At 53.2% G+C, this 19974-nt stretch carries 16 protein-coding genes; 12 read left to right on the forward strand and 4 right to left on the reverse strand.

The window, feature by feature from the left end; all coding sequences use genetic code 11:
• Positions 1–139 precede the first annotated feature (139 nt).
• From FO268_RS15205 to FO268_RS15215, 3 genes are read left to right on the forward strand one after another with little or no spacing between them, the layout of a single operon-like run.
• Positions 140–1357 carry a TolC family protein gene (locus FO268_RS15205; protein ID WP_058092801.1) on the forward strand — a complete coding sequence of 406 codons (1218 nt, stop codon included), beginning with the start codon at positions 140–142 and terminating at the stop codon, positions 1355–1357.
• A 24-nt stretch (positions 1358–1381) separates the two neighbouring features.
• Complete coding sequence (locus FO268_RS15210; RefSeq protein WP_004581709.1) at positions 1382–2632, forward strand: efflux RND transporter periplasmic adaptor subunit; 1251 nt, start codon at positions 1382–1384, stop codon at positions 2630–2632.
• Between the two features lie 14 nt (positions 2633–2646).
• Positions 2647–5844 (forward strand): efflux RND transporter permease subunit, encoded by a 3198-nt coding sequence (locus FO268_RS15215; protein WP_004581710.1) that lies wholly within the window; start codon positions 2647–2649, stop codon positions 5842–5844.
• Positions 5845–5931: 87 nt separating this feature from the next.
• Here the strand turns inward: FO268_RS15215 and FO268_RS15220 are convergent, their stop codons facing one another.
• Positions 5932–7299, reverse strand: a complete 1368-nt coding sequence (locus FO268_RS15220; protein ID WP_225316754.1) for a sensor histidine kinase — start codon at positions 7297–7299, stop codon at positions 5932–5934.
• Between the two features lie 310 nt (positions 7300–7609).
• On the opposite strand from FO268_RS15220, the gene FO268_RS15225 reads away from it, so the two are divergent.
• Both FO268_RS15225 and FO268_RS15230 read left to right on the forward strand, forming a co-directional pair.
• Entirely contained in the window at positions 7610–7840 is a 231-nt protein-coding gene (locus tag FO268_RS15225; RefSeq protein WP_150994153.1) for a hypothetical protein, read from the forward strand.
• A gap of 529 nt (positions 7841–8369) precedes the next feature.
• A complete protein-coding gene (locus tag FO268_RS15230) occupies positions 8370–9098 on the forward strand; it encodes a TorF family putative porin (RefSeq protein ID WP_004581713.1) in 729 nt (242 codons plus the stop codon).
• A 123-nt stretch (positions 9099–9221) separates the two neighbouring features.
• Here FO268_RS15230 and FO268_RS15235 read toward each other — a convergent pair whose 3' ends face one another.
• The 3 genes from FO268_RS15235 to FO268_RS15245 all read right to left on the reverse strand — a co-directional run bounded on the left by FO268_RS15235 (position 9222) and on the right by FO268_RS15245 (position 12125).
• Positions 9222–9908, reverse strand: coding sequence for a response regulator transcription factor (locus FO268_RS15235; RefSeq protein ID WP_004581714.1), 687 nt, complete (start codon positions 9906–9908; stop codon positions 9222–9224).
• 209 nt (positions 9909–10117) lie between these two features.
• Positions 10118–11473, reverse strand: coding sequence for an ATP-binding protein (locus FO268_RS15240; protein ID WP_150994154.1), 1356 nt, complete (start codon positions 11471–11473; stop codon positions 10118–10120).
• Entirely contained in the window at positions 11460–12125 is a 666-nt protein-coding gene (locus FO268_RS15245) for a response regulator transcription factor (RefSeq protein ID WP_058092402.1), read from the reverse strand. Before FO268_RS15245 ends, FO268_RS15240 begins: the two co-directional genes overlap by 14 nt.
• A gap of 204 nt (positions 12126–12329) precedes the next feature.
• Between FO268_RS15245 and FO268_RS15250 the strand changes: the two genes are divergently transcribed.
• From FO268_RS15250 to FO268_RS15280, 7 genes are all read left to right on the forward strand, one after another.
• The gene (locus FO268_RS15250; RefSeq protein ID WP_058092401.1) at positions 12330–12857 is read left to right on the forward strand and encodes a cupredoxin domain-containing protein; all 528 of its coding nucleotides are present in this window, start codon (positions 12330–12332) and stop codon (positions 12855–12857) included.
• Between the two features lie 87 nt (positions 12858–12944).
• Entirely contained in the window at positions 12945–14729 is a 1785-nt protein-coding gene (locus tag FO268_RS15255; RefSeq protein ID WP_150994155.1) for a copper resistance system multicopper oxidase, read from the forward strand.
• Positions 14726–15475 carry a copper resistance protein B gene (locus FO268_RS15260; RefSeq protein ID WP_150994156.1) on the forward strand — a complete coding sequence of 250 codons (750 nt, stop codon included), beginning with the start codon at positions 14726–14728 and terminating at the stop codon, positions 15473–15475. Before FO268_RS15255 ends, FO268_RS15260 begins: the two co-directional genes overlap by 4 nt.
• 151 nt (positions 15476–15626) lie before the next feature.
• Positions 15627–15980 (forward strand): hypothetical protein, encoded by a 354-nt coding sequence (locus FO268_RS15265; RefSeq protein WP_150994157.1) that lies wholly within the window; start codon positions 15627–15629, stop codon positions 15978–15980.
• A gap of 11 nt (positions 15981–15991) precedes the next feature.
• The gene (locus FO268_RS15270; RefSeq protein ID WP_149600501.1) at positions 15992–17347 is read left to right on the forward strand and encodes an APC family permease; all 1356 of its coding nucleotides are present in this window, start codon (positions 15992–15994) and stop codon (positions 17345–17347) included.
• 27 nt (positions 17348–17374) lie between these two features.
• A complete protein-coding gene (locus FO268_RS15275) occupies positions 17375–17602 on the forward strand; it encodes a DUF805 domain-containing protein (protein WP_096006448.1) in 228 nt (75 codons plus the stop codon).
• Positions 17595–19955, forward strand: a complete 2361-nt coding sequence (locus tag FO268_RS15280; protein WP_022990674.1) for a heavy metal translocating P-type ATPase — start codon at positions 17595–17597, stop codon at positions 19953–19955. The genes FO268_RS15275 and FO268_RS15280 overlap by 8 nt, the downstream gene beginning before the upstream one ends.
• Positions 19956–19974 lie beyond the last annotated feature (19 nt).

The raw sequence follows: 19974 nt of genomic DNA on the forward strand, positions 1-19974 counted from the left end.
TAGCGACTCATATCTGAACTGTTTTTCCGAATTCAAACTCATTTCAAAGTTTGCACTTATTATCTCGATCTTTTCCTGCCTCGTCATAGGCGCCTTACACCTATGATTTTTGGCTATTAATCGCTTCGGGAGAAAGTCGATGAAGGCAAGCAAGCACTCGCCTCGGGCGTTGCTGTGTTCAGTACTATTGTCCATTCCTCTGTTCGGTCAAGCTGAGACTGTTAATTGGGCGAATTGGCTCACTGGCCAGATAAGCAAGCACCCGGAGGTACTGGCAGCGACAGAGCAGGCGGCAGCGCGGAAAGAGGACGCTGAGGCAAGCGAACAACCGCTGTATAACCCGGAGTTGTCCGTAGGAGCAGACAGAACGGGCAGTGAGAATAACTTTGAGGCAGGGCTGTCACAAACGATCGATTGGTCTGATCAACAGGGCGCATTACAGGAGAAGGCAAAGCTGATCAGGCTGTCTGCGCAAGCTGGCTTGAGCGAAGCAGTTCTGACACAAACGTCTGAATCATTGTTTGCGCTTGTCGAGTGGCGCGCCACTACGCTGTTTGAGGAAATTGCTGAATCCCAACAGCAGCGCCTGGATGCTTTGCTGGACCAGGTTGAACAGCGCCAGCAGGCAGGTGATCTGGGGCGTGCCGATGCAGAGCTTCTGTTTCTAAATCTATCCCGTCAGTTGAGCGAAGTCGCCCAGGCAAAGGCCGCAGTTGATCGGGCAGAAACTCAGGTTCAAGAACGTCTGCCGGACTGGAGGCCTCAGGATGGGGGAATCCCCGAGTATATATGGCCAGCGCTGGAGTCCCAGATTGGTGAGGCTGATCTGCTGTCACACCCGTCAATTGCAGTCGCTCGAGCCGAGTGGCAGGTGCTGAAAAGTGAGGCAGAGGTTGCGAGACGCAAAGCCACAGCATCGCCGACAGTAGGGCTGAGCGGAGGGCGTGACGGCGGCGAGAACGTGGTTGGCCTGACATTCTCGATCCCTCTGAACGTCCGTAATAACTACAGCGCTGAAATCCGGGCCGCGAATCGACGGGCTCTGGAGGCCGAAGCGCGGTTTCAGGCGCTCTACCGGAAACAACAATATGACCTGGCAGGCGCTCGCGCTTCCTGGAAGCGATACGACAAGCAACTTCGTCGATGGAAAGAACTATCCCAGGGGCGTGTACAGCGAAGTGCCGATTTGCTTGAGAAGCAGTGGCAGGTCGGCGACCTCTCCACCTCTGAGTATCTCCAGGCGTTAGGCCAGCGCGCGGAGAGCCTGAAAACCGGTATTGAACTGGAAAAGCTGGCGCAGCTGGGCCTGATTGAACTCTTGAGCCAGTCTGGCGAACTGATCACCCCCTTCCAATAATATTCTGGAAACTGGATAGTCATCATGAAAAAAACTCTGATTTCAGTATTTGTATTGACGCTGTTTATAGCTCCCCCTTCATTGGTGCAGGCCGAGGAAGATGCGCATAACGAGGCGGGCCATGATCATGCCGCCGGTGGCGACGATCATCGAGAAGGTACCGGTGAAGAGGATGAGCATGAGGGCGGGCATGCTGAAGAACGTGAGCATGAAGAGGAAGAAGGTCATGGCCACGAAGAGGAGAGCGATGGTGGTCATGAAGAATCAACTACCGCAAGCATCAATGCCAAACAGAAAGAGCTCGCCGGCATTGAGGTAGCAACCCTCGAGAGCAAGCGCGTTGACTATGAAATCTACGCTCCCGGTGAGCTGCTGACCAACGGCTATACCAGCTATCACGTGTCCCCCCGGGTTGCCTCGGTGGTGTTGAGACGTCACGTGGAATTGGGTGAGCACGTAACCAAAGGTCAGCAACTGGTAACCCTGTTCAGTGAGACGGTGGCACAGGCGCAGGCTGATTACAGGAAGGCTTTTCCTGAATGGGAGCGAATCAGCGGGCTGGGTCGTTCCGTGGTTGGTGATCAGCGGTTCAATACGGCGAAAGCGAATATTGAAGCGGCGAGGGCGACTCTGCTTGCTTATGGGCTAAACGATGATGACATTGGTGCGTTGAAGGCCAGCGGCGTAGGTAGTCTCGGTGAATACACGCTCAGAGCTCGCGTGGATGGCGCAGTGCTGACCGATGAGTTTGAGCAAGGACAAAGAGTTGAGGCAGGCCAACCGCTGGTGACTCTGGCTAATGAAAGCGAACTTTGGGTAGAGGCTCACCTGCCAGCAAACTCCGACATTGTCCTTAAGCAAGGGGCCGAAGCGGAAGTAAGAGTTGCAGGCCGAGTAGCTGTGGCAACGGTATCCCAGGAAGCTCATACCATTGACGCTGTGACCCGCACGCGAATTGTTCGGTTGGAGCTGGACAATCCGGAAGATCGTTTTCATCCCGGAATGTTTGCAGATGTGTATTTCCTTTTTAAAACCACGGAGCCGGTGCTTGCGGTGCCGGAGAGTGCGTTGATGCGAGGCGCCGATGGCGACTGGACGGTCTATGTGGAAGAGGCTGAAGGGGAGTACGAGCCTGTGGAAGTGGAACTGGGTCGCGCAATTGGCGGACTCCGTGAAATTTCGGGCCTGACTGCAGGCCAACGGATCGTTTCGCGGGGCGCATTTTTTGTGGCCTCTGAAATTGCCAAAGGCGGCTTTGACCCACACAACCACTGATTCCGGGAGCCATTATGTTCAACCGAGTTGTCGACTGGGCGGTTCAGAACCGCCTGTTGGTTCTTATTGCGCTTGCAGTGCTTATCGCCACGGCCGCGTTTCAGATCCCAAAACTGAATCTTGATGCTTTCCCTGACGTTACAAACGTCCAGGTCGCTGTTAATACAGAGGCGCCCGGACTTGCGGCCGAGGAAGTCGAGCAACTGATCACCTATCCCATTGAAGCGGTGATGTATGCGTTGCCGGATGTTGAGGAGGTTCGGTCCATCTCCAAAACCGGGTTGTCTGGTGTCACCGTGGTCTTTAAAGAGGGCACGGATATCTATTTCGCGCGCCAACTGGTGTTCGAGCGGTTGCAGGCCGCGCGGGAGCTGATTCCGGACGGGGTCGGGGTGCCTGAAATGGGCCCGAATACGTCCGGTCTCGGCCAGGTCTACCAGTACTTGCTGATAGCGGACCCGGATTCGGGGTACGACGCAATGGAATTACGCAGCTTGCACGACTGGCTGGTCAAGCTGTTGCTGATACCTGCTGAAGGGGTAACAGAGATTCTGTCGTTTGGCGGAGAGGTCCGCCAGTACCAGGTCAATCTGAACCCGGCGCGAATGCTGTCCTATGACTTATCACAGAACGACGTCATGGACGCCCTGGAGAACACCAACTCCAATGTTGGGGGCTGGTATATGGGCCGTGGACAGGAGCAGTTGGTTATTCGCGGTATGGGCTGGCTGGGTAATGGCGAGCAGGGGCTGGAGCAGATCCGTCAAGTGCCCGTTAAAACCAGTGATGGCATTACAGTGACGGTGAGCGATGTCGCCCAGGTAGCGCTGGGCACTGAAATTCGCCAGGGTGCGGTGACCATGACCCGGAAGGATGAAGACGGTCAGGTTGAACAACTGGGTGAAGTGGTTTCTGGCATTGTACTCAAACGAATGGGGGCCAATACAAAAGCCACCATCGACGGCATCGAGGCCCGCATTGATCGCATAAATCAGGCGCTTCCGAGTGGGGTTCGTTTTGAGCCCTATTACAACCAGGCGGATCTGGTGACCAAGGCCGTAGAGACGGTGACCAATGCACTTCTGTTGGCTTTTGTGTTTATTGCGATCGTGCTTGCCCTGTTTCTGATGAATCTTCGGGCAACAACGCTCGTGCTGCTTTCTATACCGATTTCTATCGGTATTGCGCTGATGATCATGGCCTGGTTCGGTCTCTCGGCCAACTTGATGTCTCTGGGCGGCATTGCTGTGGCAATTGGCATGCTGGTGGACGGCTCTGTTGTTATGGTCGAGAACATGTTCAAACATCTGACGCATCCGGATGCTGAGCATGACGCCCGTCGGGATGAATTGGTGAAAAACGACCCTGACCCATTGGACGCGTCACACGATGACCATGGCATTGCGCTTCGACTGCAGGAGGCAGGCCGGGAAGTGGCGCGACCAATTTTTTTCGCGACGGCGATTATCCTGGTCGTTTTCATGCCTTTATTCAGCTTTGAAGGTGTGGAAGCCAAGCTTTTTCAGCCAATGGCGATCAGCATAATGTTGGCCATCGTGTCCGCTGTGATCGTTGCTCTGGTGGTTGTGCCGGCCTTGGCATCGTTTATGTTTCGCAAGGGTATTCGGGAGCGGGAAAGTTTCATTTTAAAGCCCCTCGAAAAGCTTTATCGCAAGGGCCTTGACTGGTCGTTGAAACACACCCGCTCTGTTGTCGGTGCAGCAGCTGTCCTTGTTGTGCTGGCGGCCTTGGTCGTGCCGCGACTCGGTACTGAGTTTGTCCCCGAATTGGAAGAGGGGACCATTAACCTCCGGGTAACGCTAGCCCCCTCATCAAGCCTTGATACCGCGCTTGAAGTGGCGCCGAAACTGGAGGCCATGCTGATGGAATTTCCAGAGGTGACCTACGCCCTGTCCCGGGCTGGCCGAGCGGAAATAGGCGGCGATCCGGAACCAGTCAATAACATCGAGATATATATTGGTCTCAAACCAACAGCCGAGTGGACCAGCGCCAGTAATCGCTATGAATTGCAGGCTTTGATTGAGGAGAAGCTCGAACAACACCCGGGGCTACTGTTTAACTTTTCTCAGCCTATCGCGACTCGGGTTGATGAATTGCTGTCAGGTGTCCGCGCGCAACTGGCCATCAAACTCTTTGGCCCGGATCTCGACGTACTGGCGGAGAAAGGCCAGCAGATTGAAGCGGCGGTCCGAACAGTTCAGGGAACACGAGACGTGGCCATGGAGCAGATTGCTGGTGAAGCGCAGTTGGTGGTTCAGCCTGACCGTCAGGCACTCTCCCGGTACGGACTTGCCGTGTCTGATGTGATGAGTGTCGTCCGGGATGGACTGGGTGGTGCCGCCGCGGGCCAGATCATCAACGGAAATGAGCGGTACGATATCTATGTGCGTCTGGCCAAACGTTTCCGGGAAGACCGGGATGCCATTGCCGATTTCAGGTTACAGGCGCCGTCCGGAGCCTGGGTGAGACTCGGTGATGTGGCCGATGTGTCTATTGAGTCCGGCCCGCCTCAGGTGCGCCGCGATGACGTTCAGCGCCGTGTGGTCATTCAGTCTAATGTGCAGGGTCGTGACATGGGCAGTGTGGTTGCCGATATTCAGGATACCATCGCGACAGAAGTGAACCTTCCCCCCGGCTATTCGGTGGATATTGGTGGTCAGTTTGAAAACCAGCAACGAGCTCAGAAGCGATTGACCATTGTGGTACCTGTATCTCTGGGCCTGATCGCGCTGTTGCTGTACTTTGCTTTCAGTTCGGTTGGTCAAGCGCTGTTGATTCTGGTCAACGTGCCGCTTGCCGTTATTGGTGGCGTCTTTTCACTCTGGATCTCCGGCCAGTATCTTTCGGTGCCCAGTTCCGTTGGATTTATCACACTGTTTGGTGTGGCGGTGCTTAACGGGGTCGTAATGGTCGAAAGCATCAATCAGCGAATACAGGATGGGTTGAACGTGGATACTGCGGTGTTTGAAGGTGCCGTCTCCCGTTTGCGTCCTGTCTTGATGACAGCAATAACCTCGGCACTCGGTTTGATACCGATGCTATTGTCGACGGGCGTGGGTGCGGAAATCCAGAAGCCATTGGCCAGCGTGATTGTAGGTGGCCTCGTGACTGCGACTTTCCTAACGCTTTTTGTTTTGCCGGCTCTATTCACGCGCTTCTCAAGGTCTAAACTCGATGATATGCAACGGTAGAAGAGAGGTGGAAATACACAGTTTTGATCGCGAGCAGGGGAGGGTAATCCCTCCGTCATAGCGGGGCGGAGGAATTATGGTTGTGCTCTACTCTGGGAAAGGAAGCACAACTGTAATTCTGGCGCCCCCTGTTTCTGAGGGGCCAATGTTCATCCGTCCGAAATTGTCTTCTAGTATTTCGGACACGATGGACAGTCCCAATCCAAATCCAGAAACGGTTTCGTCAAGCCGGGAACCTCTATCCATCACTTTTGAGGCCGCTTCTGGAGTAATCCCAGGGCCGTCGTCTGCAACTTCTATCGTTAGCCCGGAATCGGTCTGGCTTATTGAAACGTCAATCTCAGCCTGACTCCATTTCCCGCCGTTTTCGAGCAGGTTACCGAATAACTCTGATAGGTCCTGACGCTCCATGGGCCAACTGAAGTTATTCGGCAAGGATGTATTAATACGGAAACTCTTATCGGGAAAGATTTTTTCCATGACAGAAATGACGTTGTTCGCTATTTCAATCGGCAAACATGTTTGCCCCATCTGCCTGCCGGAGATATCTGCCTTGCTCATGCGGTAGTTCAAGGACCGGCTTAGATCCTTTAGGTTGGAGGTCATGAACTCTATGTCGTCGCGGGACGGAGGTAATGAACCAGTGTCTGACAAGATTGCGAGATTGGCAGAGATCGAGGTCTTGACCATGTGAGAAAGATCGGAATTGAGGCGGCGGTGGCGGTCAAGGCGACGACTTGCTAGTTCAAGTAGGTTATTGAACTGTTTGATCAGCGGACTGAACTCCTCTGGTGCGTCAGGATTCAAACGAGGTTGTTTGCCAGATTGCAGTCTCCTCATGTCTTCCTTGATGTGTTCGATCGGTTTCAAAGCGAGGTAAGTAGTGGTGCCTACCAGAGCCAAGAGAACAACAAGTAATAATGCGGAGGCAGCCAGCAAGGTCAGGTGAGCCCCACTGGATCGCTCGGCGAGTCCACTTTCCATTTCCAGGATGGTGACTGACGAAAGCGGGCTGTCAATTCCGAAACCTCGTTTCAATCCAAGAAGGCCATCTGCACCTTGGGATATTTCTACAAAGCCCGCCGGCTTTCTTGAAACCATTCGCAACGTTGTTTGATCTATGTTGCTACTGGCAATGATGCTTCCGTCTTTCACTTCGACGACGAGGGCGTGCTCCAGTAGCAATTGGAATCGATCAATCATGCTGCCAATCTCGTCGGGCGTCGGAACTTCGTTTTCAATGATGGTTTGAAAACTCTCCACCTCCTTGTCAAGGCGATGTTTTCTGGACTCGTTCGAAAGCTGCTCTATTACATAAGTGTGCGAGAAAAAAATTAGTAAAAAATACAAGAGGCTGAAAGCGATGCCATATTGGAGGACAGTTTTTCCGATGCTTTTCTGCGCTGTCATGAAGGTGCTTTTGTCGATTGAGCGGAAGGCTTCAGTTGAAGGCACATAGAGGTGCTCTGATCGGAAAGCATAGTTGGAATCGAAGCGTGCCGCAACGGGTGCGAGCCGGAGCGAGGGACGCTCTGGTCTTCAGATCGGTCTGGCTTGGTCTTATCGTTCTTAGGCATTTGAATAACTTGATTTAGTGTCATCAAATCAAAGCCGACCTAAATGGCTTTTGAGCTTGTGGTAGCCGCTGAAAAAAACGTTTCATCAGCATATATTTTCAAGTGTGTTTAAAGTTTCGATGTTCTACTAAACACCCAAGGCCATTGAATGTTGCTGGTCTAATTGAAAAAAATGTCGGAGCCGTTTTATGAAGAAAGTATCCATGATTATAGTAGCTTCTTTCGTGGCAAGTGGTGCTTCTATAGCCCACGCAGGAGGGCAAGCGGACAGATACAACGAGGCAAGAAGCTATCCTAATAAGAGCATAGGTGAACGTTCCTCCCAGTATCGTGTGGAAGAGAGCGAGACCATCAAAAAACTGAAGGAAGAACATAGATTGATTAAAGAGTTGATTGGGGATCTCTTGGAAAAGCAATAACATTTATCGTTGTTTACTTGGAGCCAGACGGGCAATTACGTGGCTCCAAGATTAATTTAATGGTAGATTTTTGTTAATTTTCCCAAAATTGCGAAAGTCGCGCTTTAGTATTGATGAATCTCGTAAGGAAGACAGAGCGCAAAATGTTGGAAAGCTGCATTCTTAACTAAGATATTTTGCAGTATTCATGGCTAATTCAGACCTCCCTCGATTTTTCATAAAACCATATCTAATCTAGAATTACCAAGTTAAAAATAGTTCTATTTTAGTCATCGTTTTTTCAATTCTTGTTCCTATTTGGTGCGCATTATTGATGAGCGCACTATCGACGAGCAATGCAACACTTGAAGCAGAGTGCTTATTGCATTGAATTGTTAAATATTTAATCATTTTTATGAACTGCGGCCCTGATTTGACAATAATTGCTCATAGAATAAGTTTTTTAAAAGGTGGCACAAAACGTGTATGCATTATAGGTGCGTTATTCAATGCGCAAATAACTAAGCTGCCCAAATAGAAGGTAAAAACGATGAAAAGACGTATCTCGACTAAAGATTGTTTGCTAAGTGTTGGTTTGCTCGTAACTCTCCAAGCGGTCCCGTTAATTGCCAGCGCAGGTGTTAGTGCTAATTTGGGCATAACAAGCAACTACTTATTTCGCGGTGTGACACAAACAGATGGCTCAACGGCGACGCAAGGCGGGCTTGACTACGAACATGCGTCGGGGCTTTATGTTGGCGGCTGGGGCTCCAATGTGGATTTCGGCGATGGGACGAGCTACGAGCTTGATCTTTATGCTGGCTTCTCCGGTGTAATTGAGGATATCGGTTACGATGTTGGCTACATTTATTACTCTTACCCTGATGCTCCTGAATCTATTGATTTTGGCGAAATATACGGAGAGTTGAGTTACAGCATTGTATCTATAGGTGTTGCTTACACAGCAAACAGCGACGTAAGCGGCGAAGGGCTGTTCGTTCCAGGCGATATCTATTATTACGCATCAGTTGATGTGCCACTGGAAGACGATTTCAGCACAGGTGTTTTGATTGGCTATTATGATTTCACTGATGATGGCAAGGCGTCTATTGGCGAGGCGAGCTACGGACATGCAGCTGTTAACGTCACCAAAGATGCGGGAAGCTTTGGAGCTTTTAGTGTTAATCTGGAGTACGCTGATATCGATTCAAGTAACGCACTTGGTTCGGTCAGTTCGGACGACCCGAAGTTTTGGCTGGGCTGGACTAAGTCTTTTTAATCTATTTGGTATTTTTCACCGAAATGGTTAATCGTTGAGAAAGCTGGCCCGGTTTGTGGGCCAGCGCATTTATCTGGCGAGCCCTGGTCCTTGAGGAAAATGGTTAAATCACAGTAAAATCATTTAAGCTTCAACCCTTTTTTGAAGAGAATCTCTTGCAAAGTAATATCCTTGTCCTCTCAATGTTTTTATTCGTTTTTTTCCGAGTATCTTTCTGAGCCTGGCTATGTAGACTTGAACGACATTTCTGGTTGGGCACCTTTCGATATTATAGAGTGCTTCAACAAGTTCGTCCTGTGAGAAAACTCTGTCAGGAGAGCGAAGAAAGCATTGTAAAAGGCGGTACTCCGTTGCGGTTAGTCTGAACTCTTTATGATCGGGAGTTGTTAGGGTTCTATAGGTTGCATTAAGTAGAAAACCATCCACGATGATCTTATCAGTTGCTCGCCCGTCTTTTCTTCGTATTATGGCGCTAAGTCGAGCTTTTAGTTCATCGAATTCGAAGGGTTTTGGAAGATAATCGTCTGCCCCGGCATTCAAGCCCTCAACTCTCTCTGTCCAGTTGGAGCGGGCAGTTAGAATAAGAATAGCTTCATCTCTGCCACTGCTTCTCCATTTTTGCATCAAAGAAAGCCCGTTCTCGTCGGGCAGTCCTATATCCAGAATGATCGCCTGATAACTGCTTGTCTCTACGAAGAAATTTGCCTCTTTTCCGTTTTGGGCAACATCTACAGTAAAGTTTTCCTTCGCAAGCCAAACGGAGATTTTTTCTGCGAGTACCGCGTTGTCTTCGACAATTAGAACCTTCATCTATAAGCGCCGTCTCTGGATGTTGGAAAATTGTGGCTGTCGCCCTTCTCGAGAGCAAATCAAAATTAGCTAAGAGACCGGACTTCAAGCGACCCGCTATAACAACAGACGAAGCTGAATCTAGCTTGAAAAAGGCATTACGGTGAGGAAAGTTTTCTATACAAACACTATCCACATGTGATCGCTTAACCACATACCAGGTGGCCGGGTCAACGATTGATCACCGGGACCGCCCTGGGAAGGTCAACTATCACGGACAACCCACTTTTCGGAGCAGGTGAGAAGTTGAGGGTTCCACTGTAGCGTTCGACAATTTCTCGAACAATCGCCAGCCCAAGGCCATGGCCTGGGGTCTGCTCGTCCAGCCGCAACCCCCGTCGACCCAGATTGCCGATTTCAGCGTCCGCGACGCCGAGCCCATCGTCTGTTACGCCGATCTGCAGATTTCCGGAGTGTTGAACGAGTGACAGCTCCACGCATCGTTCCGACCATTTGCCTGCATTGTCCAGAAGGTTGCCCATGATTTCATTCAGGTCGTGCTCCTCGATCGGCCAGCGGGCGTCCTCCGGCAGGGAGCTCGACAGTTCAAAGGACTTTTCCGGGTATAGTCGCCCCAGCATCCAAACTAGATCCCGTGCCTGTTTCAGAGGGTAAGCGCTTTTCCCAACCTGTGGCCCTGCAAAGCGACTTCGGCGCATCTCGGCTTCAAGCTGTTTGTCGATGTCATTGAGTCTCGCGGTCATCTGAAGGCGGAGATCGTTGGAGAGCGGACGACTGGTGTCCTCAAGAATCTGCCGGACGGCCGCAATGGGGGTTTTGACGCTGTGAGACAGATTCGCCAGCGCATCCCTTGATCGTTCCAGGCGTTGATCCAGCGAGTCGAGCAATTGGTTGAGCTGCTGGACCAGCGGTCGAAATTCCTCAGGTGCTTGGACATGAATCCGCGAGACCTTGCCATCCTGAAGTCGCTTCAGCGTGGCCTTCAGTTCGACGACAGGGCGCATGGACAGATTGATACCGAACCAGATCACAACGACCAACAGCAGAATCAGCAGAATAGAGACGATGGCCGTCCACCCGTGCAACTCTGCCTGGCTGCGTTTCAGTGCGCCAAGATCCTCGGACACGATCACTACAATCGGCGTATCGCCGATCCGGAACGACTTTCGGTACGCAAGAATGCTCTTTGGGCCTTCGACGGTGTCCGCATCCCGAACACGAACGGTCCCATCCTTTGCTGATTCTATTAACGACGTTAACACCGGTGCCCAGGAATCCGGGGAAATGATCGTTCTGGACGGAGAATGTATGGCGAAGGCGTGGTGAAAGACTTCCTGAAAATAGTCACCAGTCTGGAGACTGTCCAATTGACCGCCAGAATCACGAATCTGATGCTCCAGAAAGGCGACCTCATCCTTGAGACGTGTCTCGACGAATTCCCGGGACATCCGGTCCAGTAAGAGGCCGTGAACCAGCCATGCAAGCCCCATTAGCGCAATGCCCGCTGGCAGTAGCAATAAAAGCAAGATGCCTTTGACGGATCTGGGCTTGCTAAACCGCGTCATTAAACAGATACCCCTGGCCGCGACGGGTTGCAATGGTGTCGTTGCCAACCAGTTTTCGCAGTCTGCGGATATAGGCTTCGATGACGTTCTCATTCGGGCTGTCGTTCAGGTTGTAAAGCTGTTCCATTAATTGTTCTTTCGAGAACACATGGCCGGGACGGCTCATCAGACAGCGCAGCAGGCGAAATTCCGTGCCGGTGAGGCTGTGCTCCGTGCCATCCTCGGATTTCAGGCTTTGACGATTCTCATCCAGTTCGAAGCGTCCGGCTTTGACCATTGAATGAATGCGACCTTCGCTTCGACGCACAATGGCGTTAAGCCGGGCGATGAGTTCTTCGGTCTGAAAGGGTTTTGCAAGGTAGTCATCCGCTCCAGCTTTAAGGCCTTCCACCTTGTCGTGCCAGTCGCCCCTGGCGGTCAGAATAAGCACCGGACAGACGACCTGATGTTTTCGCCACTTCCTTAATACGTCTAATCCATTGCCGTCAGGAAGGCCAAGATCCAGAACGACGGCCCGATAGTCCTCCTGCTCGCCCAGAATCGCGGCTTCTTTGGCGGTGTAGGTCGTATCAACGCTGAACCCTGCCTTTTCAAGCTGACCACGTAATCCTTCAGCCAGCAAACGGTCATCTTCAACGAGCAGTAATCGCATCGGACATTCCTTCTCTGAGCCAAGAAATAGTCTTGGAGTGTCGCCGATCAACCTGAATTCAGCCTGAACGACAAAATAGTTTGGTATTTTTCAGCGAGAATTCAGGTTAATGCGCGATGGTGTGATTCGTATTTTGGCATCGCTCTTTGCTCAGAGCTAACCGACGCCGGGATTTCCGGCCACTTTATCAATGGAGAAGACAAGATGAACGCATCCAAGTTGATTGTTGCAGCCGCTGCCATGTCAATGTCCGCAGCGACCCTCGCCGCCGGTGCTCATGGCGGTGGCCATGGTGCCAGCAGCGGCGAACCGGGTAAAGCCTCGGAGGCCTCTCGCACTATTACAGTGGAAATGTACGACAACTACTACGAACCCGAAGAAATCAGTGTGAAGCCTGGTGAAACCGTTCGCTTCGTGGTGGAGAACAAAGGAAACCTCGTGCATGAGTTCAATGTTGGCACTCCCGACATGCATGAAGCTCATCAAGAGGAAATGATGATGATGGTTGAGCATGGCGTGATCCAGGGCGGCAAGCTCAACCAGGACATGATGAACATGGATATGGGCAATGGCAAAACCATGAAGCATGACGACCCGAACAGCGTGTTGCTGGAGCCCGGCCAAAGCAAAGAAGTGATTTGGAAGTTTTCTGATAAAGGCAATATCGAATTCGCCTGCAACGTGCCAGGCCACTACCAGGCCGGCATGTACGGTGACGTTAACTTTGAGTAAACATGCGTACTGAAAACCCGCGAATGCACGGGTTGGGACTGTTTTCCAGCCCTGCTTCAACGAAGTGCAGTTTGGAGTAAGAAAAAGATGAAAACACGCCTACTGACAGGACTTTTAAGCCTGCTGATGCCAGCCATGGTTATGGCCGGTGAGTACGACCTGACGGTCGACCGGGTAAAAATTGATACTGGCGATTTCGTGAAAGAAGGCATTGGATACAATGGCGCATCTCCGGGACCGGTGATGCGCTTCAAAGAAGGCGAAAACGTAAAGATCAACGTGACCAATAACCTGGACGAGATGACGTCCATTCACTGGCACGGCCTGATCCTTCCTTTTGATCAGGACGGTGTGCCTGGTATCAGCTTTCCAGGCATCAAGCCGGGTGAAACCTTCACCTACGAATTTCCTATTCAGCAGGCAGGCACCTACTGGTTTCACAGCCACTCCGGTTTTCAGGAGCCGGATGGCGCCTACGGTTCCATCGTTATCGAACCCGAGGGACGTGAACCGTTCCGCTACGATCGTGAATACGTGGTGCAGTTGACTGACAAGCACCCCCATTCCGGTGACCGCATCATGCGCAACCTGAAAATGATGCCGGATTACTACAATCGCGAGCAGCAAACCGTTGGCGAGTTTTTCTCGGACGTGTCAAAAAATGGCCTGATGAACACCGTCAGTGACCGTATGGCCTGGGGTGGCATGCGGATGATGAAAGCGGACGTTGAGGATATCCATGGCTTTACGGGCTTGATCAACGGCAAAGGACCAAGCCAAAACTGGACAGGGATCTTCGAGCCGGGCGAACGCATTCGGCTGCGTTTTATCAACTCTTCGGCGATGACTTACTTTGATATCCGGATCCCCGGTCTGGACATGACGGTTGTGCAGGCAGATGGCAACAACGTTCAGCCGGTTAGTGTGGACGAGTTCCGGATCGGTGTGGCGGAAACCTACGATGTGATCGTCCGTCCGAAAGATGAGCAGGCCTACACCATTTTTGCTGAATCCATGGGGCGTTCGGGCTATGCCAGGGCAACATTGGCCCCTGAAGAGGGTATGGAAGCGGCCGTGCCGCAACTGCGCGAACCGGCGCGCCTGACCATGGCTGACATGAGCGGTATGGCCGGCATGGACCATGGCAGCATGGCCGGAATGGATCATGGCGACATGAATATGAGCAGCTCAGAGGGGATGGGCGGAATGGATCATTCTTCGATGGAGGGAATGGACCACTCGAATATGAAAGGAATGGATCATTCCAACATGGAAGGCATGGATCACTCTGGTATGTCCGGCATGGATCACGGTTCCATGGCGATGGGTAAAAAAGGGGGGCCAAGCGATCCCTTCTATGCCAAGGGCAGTGGCCTTGTACCTACAGCAGCCAATGGCGGTAAGTTCTTGTCATACGCTGACCTGAAGGCTCAGGATCCGTTGTATGAACTCCGCGAGCCAACCCGCGAAATTGAGCTTCGTTTGACCGGCAATATGGAGCGGTATACCTGGAGCATCAATGGCGTCAAGTACGAAGATGCCGATCCGATTCGCCTCAAATACGGTGAGCGGGTCCGCTTCAAGTTTGTTAACGAAACCATGATGACTCACCCCATGCACCTGCACGGCATGTGGTCCATCCTCGATGTTGGCGCAGGCCAGTGGAACCCGATCAAGCACACGATTAGCGTGAACCCAGGCACTACGGTGTACATGGAAACCGAGGTTGATGAGCCAGGCCAGTGGGCGTTCCACTGTCACCTGTCCTATCACGCGGCCGCTGGTATGTTCCGCAAGGTAATTGTTGAAGGTGGGCCAGAGTCGGCGCAGGCCAAAACAGACGTGCTTGTCGAAGATGGAGGTGAGGTATGAGCTGTATTCGATCAATTGTCGCAGTCAGCGTCCTTGCCTCTATTGGTGTCTCAACGGCGGTGACAGCTCAGGAAATGATCTCCGACACGACCGCTCGAAAACAGCCGCTCACAACCTGGGGTGTTCAATTCGAGGAATTTGAGTACCGCTACAGCGACGATGACGAGGAGCTGGGCGTCTGGAATGCGGATGCCTTCTATGGTACTGACGATTTTAAAGTCCGGTTGCTCACAACCGGCGAATACGAAATAGAGGAGCAGGCCTACGAAACGCTGGAAAACCAGTTGGTCGGCCAGATCCCCATTTCCAAGTTCTTCGACGCCAAAGCGGGCGTGCGTTTCGATACTCCGGAAGGGCCGGACCGGACATACGCCGTTCTCGGTGTCGCCGGCCTGGCGCCCCAATGGTTTGAGATCGATGCAAACCTGTACGTCAGCAACGATGGTGATACGTCAGCCGAACTGGACGCTGAGTACGAATTGCTGTTCACCAATTACTGGATCCTGGCGGCAACTCTGGATGCCTCGGTAGCGTTCAGTGAGGATGAAGAGATTGGTGTCGGCAAAGGATTGGTTTCCACCGAAACCGGCCTCCGGCTCAGCTACGACCTGATAGACCGTGCGTTCTCGCCTTATGTGGGTGTGGTGCACGAGCGTAAGTATGGCGATAGTGCCGACCTGGCCGAGGCGAGCGGCGGCGGCACAGAAGATTGGTTTGCCGTAATCGGCGCTCGAATCGCATTCTGATGCTGAAGGGCCATGGGAAACCCATGGCCTTTTTTCGTCTATGATTTGATGTAACTCAAATTCACCGAAAGCATGTGTCCATTTTCAGCCGCAGTTCAGATTGAAGTGTTTTGATACAGGGAGAAGTCATCAGGAAGAGAGGTGTCACCCCATGACCAAAGCACACAAAGCAACCAATCAGGAGCAGTTTTTGTTGCGCCGAAAAATGACCGTCGAGGGGCTTGGAGAGGATCAGTGGGAGGGGCTCATCCACGATCTGAATCACCACCCATGCGTTGATTTCGCCGAGCGTAAGCCAAATGGCACATTGCAGGTGACGTACGACGGAACCCACTGGTCCGTCGATGAATTACTGGAACTGATCAAGGCTTACGGTGGCCAATTGAAAACCGGATGGTGGACCCGGCGCAAATTGGCTTGGTACCGGTTTACCGACGACAACGTCCGGGCAAATGCCAAGCATGAGCCGTTCTGCTGTTCCAAGATTCCACCCATGAAAAAATAACAGGAGGTTGAATGAACAGGGAGGAAGATCGAAGCACTCGCTACCAGGAAGGTAGTCTCACTCTGTCAGGGACGGTGATGCTGGGTACCGGCGTCATGATTGGCGCCGGTATTTTTGCACTTACCGGGCAGATGGCCCAGATGACCGGTGTCCTTTTCCCGCTGGCCTTTCTCGCGGCGGCCTTGATTGTTGGCTTCAGCGCGTATTCCTATATCAAGATTTCCAACGCCTACCCGTCGGCCGGGGGCATTGGCATGTACTTGCATAAAGCCTACGGAAACCGGCTGCCAACGGCTTTCAACGCCCTGTTGATGTACTTTTCCATGGTGATCGCTCAGAGCTTCCTGGCCCGGACCTTTGGCTCTTACACCATGCAACTTTTCGGCGGGGATGACAGTGGCCGCATGGTGCCCATTCTCGGCGTGGCGCTCATTCTTGCGGCCTTTCTGATCAACCTGCTGGGCAATCGGATGATTCAAGGGGTGGCTTCCTTTATCGGGATCCTGAAAATCGGCGGCATACTGATTTTCGGTCTGGTCGGGATCTGGATTGCCGACTCAGTCGCGGTTGATTTTTCGGAGCCCGGTGAAGCCGGAGCGCTGGGCAACTTCCTGGGCGCAACCGCACTGGGGATTCTGGCGTTCAAAGGCTTTACGACCATCACCAACAGTGGTTCGGAAGTCATCGACCCAAAGCGAAACGTCGGGCGCGCCATCGTGATTTCCATTGCCGCCTGCGTGGTGATCTACACGCTGGTGGGCTTCGCGGTCGCCAGCAACCTGTCACTGGCTGAAATTATCGAAACGCAGGATTACTCCCTCGCTGCTGCTGCGCGTCCCGCTCTCGGCGATTACGGTGTCTGGTTTACTGTCGCTATTGCCATGATGGCCACGGCGGGCGGTATTCTCGCCAGCGTCTTCGCGGTATCCCGCATGCTGGCGATGCTGACGGAGATGAAGCTCGTACCACATCGGCATTTTGGCATGCCCGGCAGCATCCAGAAACACACACTGGTGTATACCGTTGTCCTGGGGCTGATCCTCACCGCCTTCTTTGATCTGTCACGAATTGCCGCGCTGGGTATCGTGTTTTACCTGATTATGGACATTGCCATTCACTGGGGTGTACTGCGCTATCTTCGCAAAGACATTAAGGCCAACACCTGGGTGCCAACTACAGCCATCTTGTTGGATCTTTTGGCTCTGGGCGGCTTTGTCTGGGTAAAACTGAATACGGACCCGTTCGTCATCGGCGTGGCAGTGGTCACCATGATTGTGCTTGCAGTCTCCGAGCAGATTTTCCTGAAAAGATCGCCGGAATCCGCGCAAGCGAAACAGGAAGAGAGTCACGCGCATCGTCACCATTAACCAGAATCAGGAAGAGAGGCTATTGCCATGATGGGAGATAACATGTTCGGGAACACCATGTGGGCAGGCCACTGGCTGTGGATGCTGGTGATTGCCATTGTGGTCGTCATTCCGGCCTGGCGTATTTGCCAGCGCACGGGGTATCCGGGGTGGATGGGTGTACTGATACTGATCCCTATCGTCAATCTGGTTCTGCTGTATTTCATTGCATTTGCAGACTGGCCCGCCGATAAAACAGGAGAACAGAATGGCTGAGCACCATCACGCCCATGACCACGATCACCACGCCGATAAAGAACCTGGCGGGCACACCGCCAAGGATCCGGTTTGCGGCATGGCAGTCGATCCGCATACCGCGGAACACCGCAGCCAGCATGGCGGTAAAACCTGGTACTTCTGCTCGTCGCGTTGCCAGTCCAAATTCGACGAGGACCCTGAGCAGTACCTCGATTGGGAAAAGAAACAGCAAGAGCCGGTAGCGCCGGGCACTATGTATACCTGTCCCATGCACCCCGAGATTCGGCAGCAAGGGCCAGGGGACTGCCCAATCTGCGGCATGGCCCTAGAGCCCGAGCAGGTAAGCCTGGACGACGGGCCTTCGGAAGAACTCAAAGACATGACCCGCCGATTCTGGATCGGCCTGGTGCTGGCCCTGCCTGTACTGGTACTGGAGATGGGTGGGCACCTCACCGGACTCGATCACATTATAGCCCCGCAGATGTCCAACTGGATTCAACTGGTGCTGGCAACGCCTGTGGTGCTCTGGTGCGGTTGGCCCTTCTTCGTCCGGGGTTGGAAATCCGTGGTTAGCCGAAACTTGAACATGTTTACGCTCATTGCCATTGGTACCGGCGTCGCGCTGATCTACAGCCTGGTGGCGACCCTGGCGCCGCAGATCTTCCCAGGCGCCTTCCGGCAGGAAGACGGGTCGGTCGCCGTCTACTTCGAGGCGGCTGCTGTCATCGTGGTGCTGGTGCTGCTGGGGCAGGTGCTGGAATTGCGCGCCAGAGAGAAAACCTCTGGTGCCATCAAGGCCCTGCTGGATCTGGCACCGGCGACGGCCAGAAAACTGGACGACGATGGCAGCGAATCCGATGTGTCGCTTGATCAGGTCAAGGTCGGTGACCGCTTGCGGGTGCGTCCGGGAGACAAGGTGCCGTTGGACGGCGAGGTGCTTGAAGGCAGCTCCAACGTGGATGAATCCATGGTGACCGGTGAGCCTTTGGCAGTCAGCAAAAAATCCGGCGACCAGGTGATCGGCGGCAGTATCAACCAGCAGGGCAGCTTTATCATGCGGGCCGACAAGGTTGGCCGTGACACCATGCTGTCCCAGATTGTGCAGATGGTGGCGAGCGCCCAGCGCAGCCGCGCGCCCATTCAGGGCCTGGCCGACAAGGTGGCGGGTTATTTTGTGCCTGCGGTGATCGTGATCGCCATTATCGCCTTCATAGCCTGGTCATTCTTCGGGCCCACGCCGCCTATGGCGTTCGGGCTGATTGCAGCGGTCAGTGTTCTGATCATTGCCTGCCCTTGCGCACTTGGCTTGGCGACGCCCATGTCCATCATGGTGGGTGTCGGACGCGGTGCTCAAAGTGGCGTTCTGATTCGCGATGCGGAAGCCTTGGAGCGTATGGAGAAGGTGGACACCGTGGTGGTGGATAAAACCGGCACGCTGACAGAGGGCAAGCCGCAAGTCACCCGGCTTGTCGCGGCCAACGGGTTCGATGACAGTAGTCTCATGCGTTATGCAGGCGGCCTGGAGAAAGGCAGTGAGCACCCACTGGCTCACGCCATACTCGATAAAGCCAAGGGCATGGACCTGAAGCTTCCGGATGCGGAAGACTTTGACTCTCCGAATGGTAAAGGGGTTACCGGTCGAATAGACGGCAAGCGGGTGCTACTTGGTAACCGCCTTCTCATGGAGTCGGAAAATGTCGACACCACGCGATTTGACGGCGACGCCGACCAGCTCCGAAAAGATGGTGCTACCGTGATTTTTGCTGCTGTCGACGGAAACGTCGCAGGGTTGCTGGCGATTGCCGATCCGGTCAAGGAAACCACCGAAGCCGCTATTTCCGCGCTGCAAAAAGACGGCATCCGGGTGGTCATGCTGACCGGCGATAACCGCACTTCAGCTGAAGCAGTTGCCCGAAAACTGCATATCGACGAAGTGGAAGCGGAAGTCCTGCCGGAAGATAAGGGCAAGATCGTCCAGCGCCTGAAAGACGAAGGCCGTGTTGTCGTGATGGCGGGTGACGGCGTAAACGATGCGCCTGCACTGGCAACGGCGGATGTCGGTGTGGCCATGGGCACCGGGACCGATGTCGCCATCGAAAGCGCCGGCATTACGCTGCTACGCGGCGACCTGATGGGCATTGTCGAGGCGCGCCGTTTGTCTCTGGCGACCATGCGCAATATCCGTCAGAACCTGTTTTTCGCCTTCGTTTACAACTCCGCCGGTGTTCCGATAGCGGCAGGGGTTTTGTACCCGTTTTTCGGGATACTGCTGTCGCCCATTTTTGCAGCGGCCGCCATGTCGCTGTCCTCGGTCAGCGTGATCGTGAATGCGCTGCGTTTGAGGGTGGTGAAACTCGGGTCAAAGCAATGAACTTCTGAATCATTGGAGG

It is taken from the genome of Marinobacter denitrificans, assembly GCF_008795955.1.
GTDB classification, from domain to species: domain Bacteria; phylum Pseudomonadota; class Gammaproteobacteria; order Pseudomonadales; family Oleiphilaceae; genus Marinobacter; species Marinobacter denitrificans.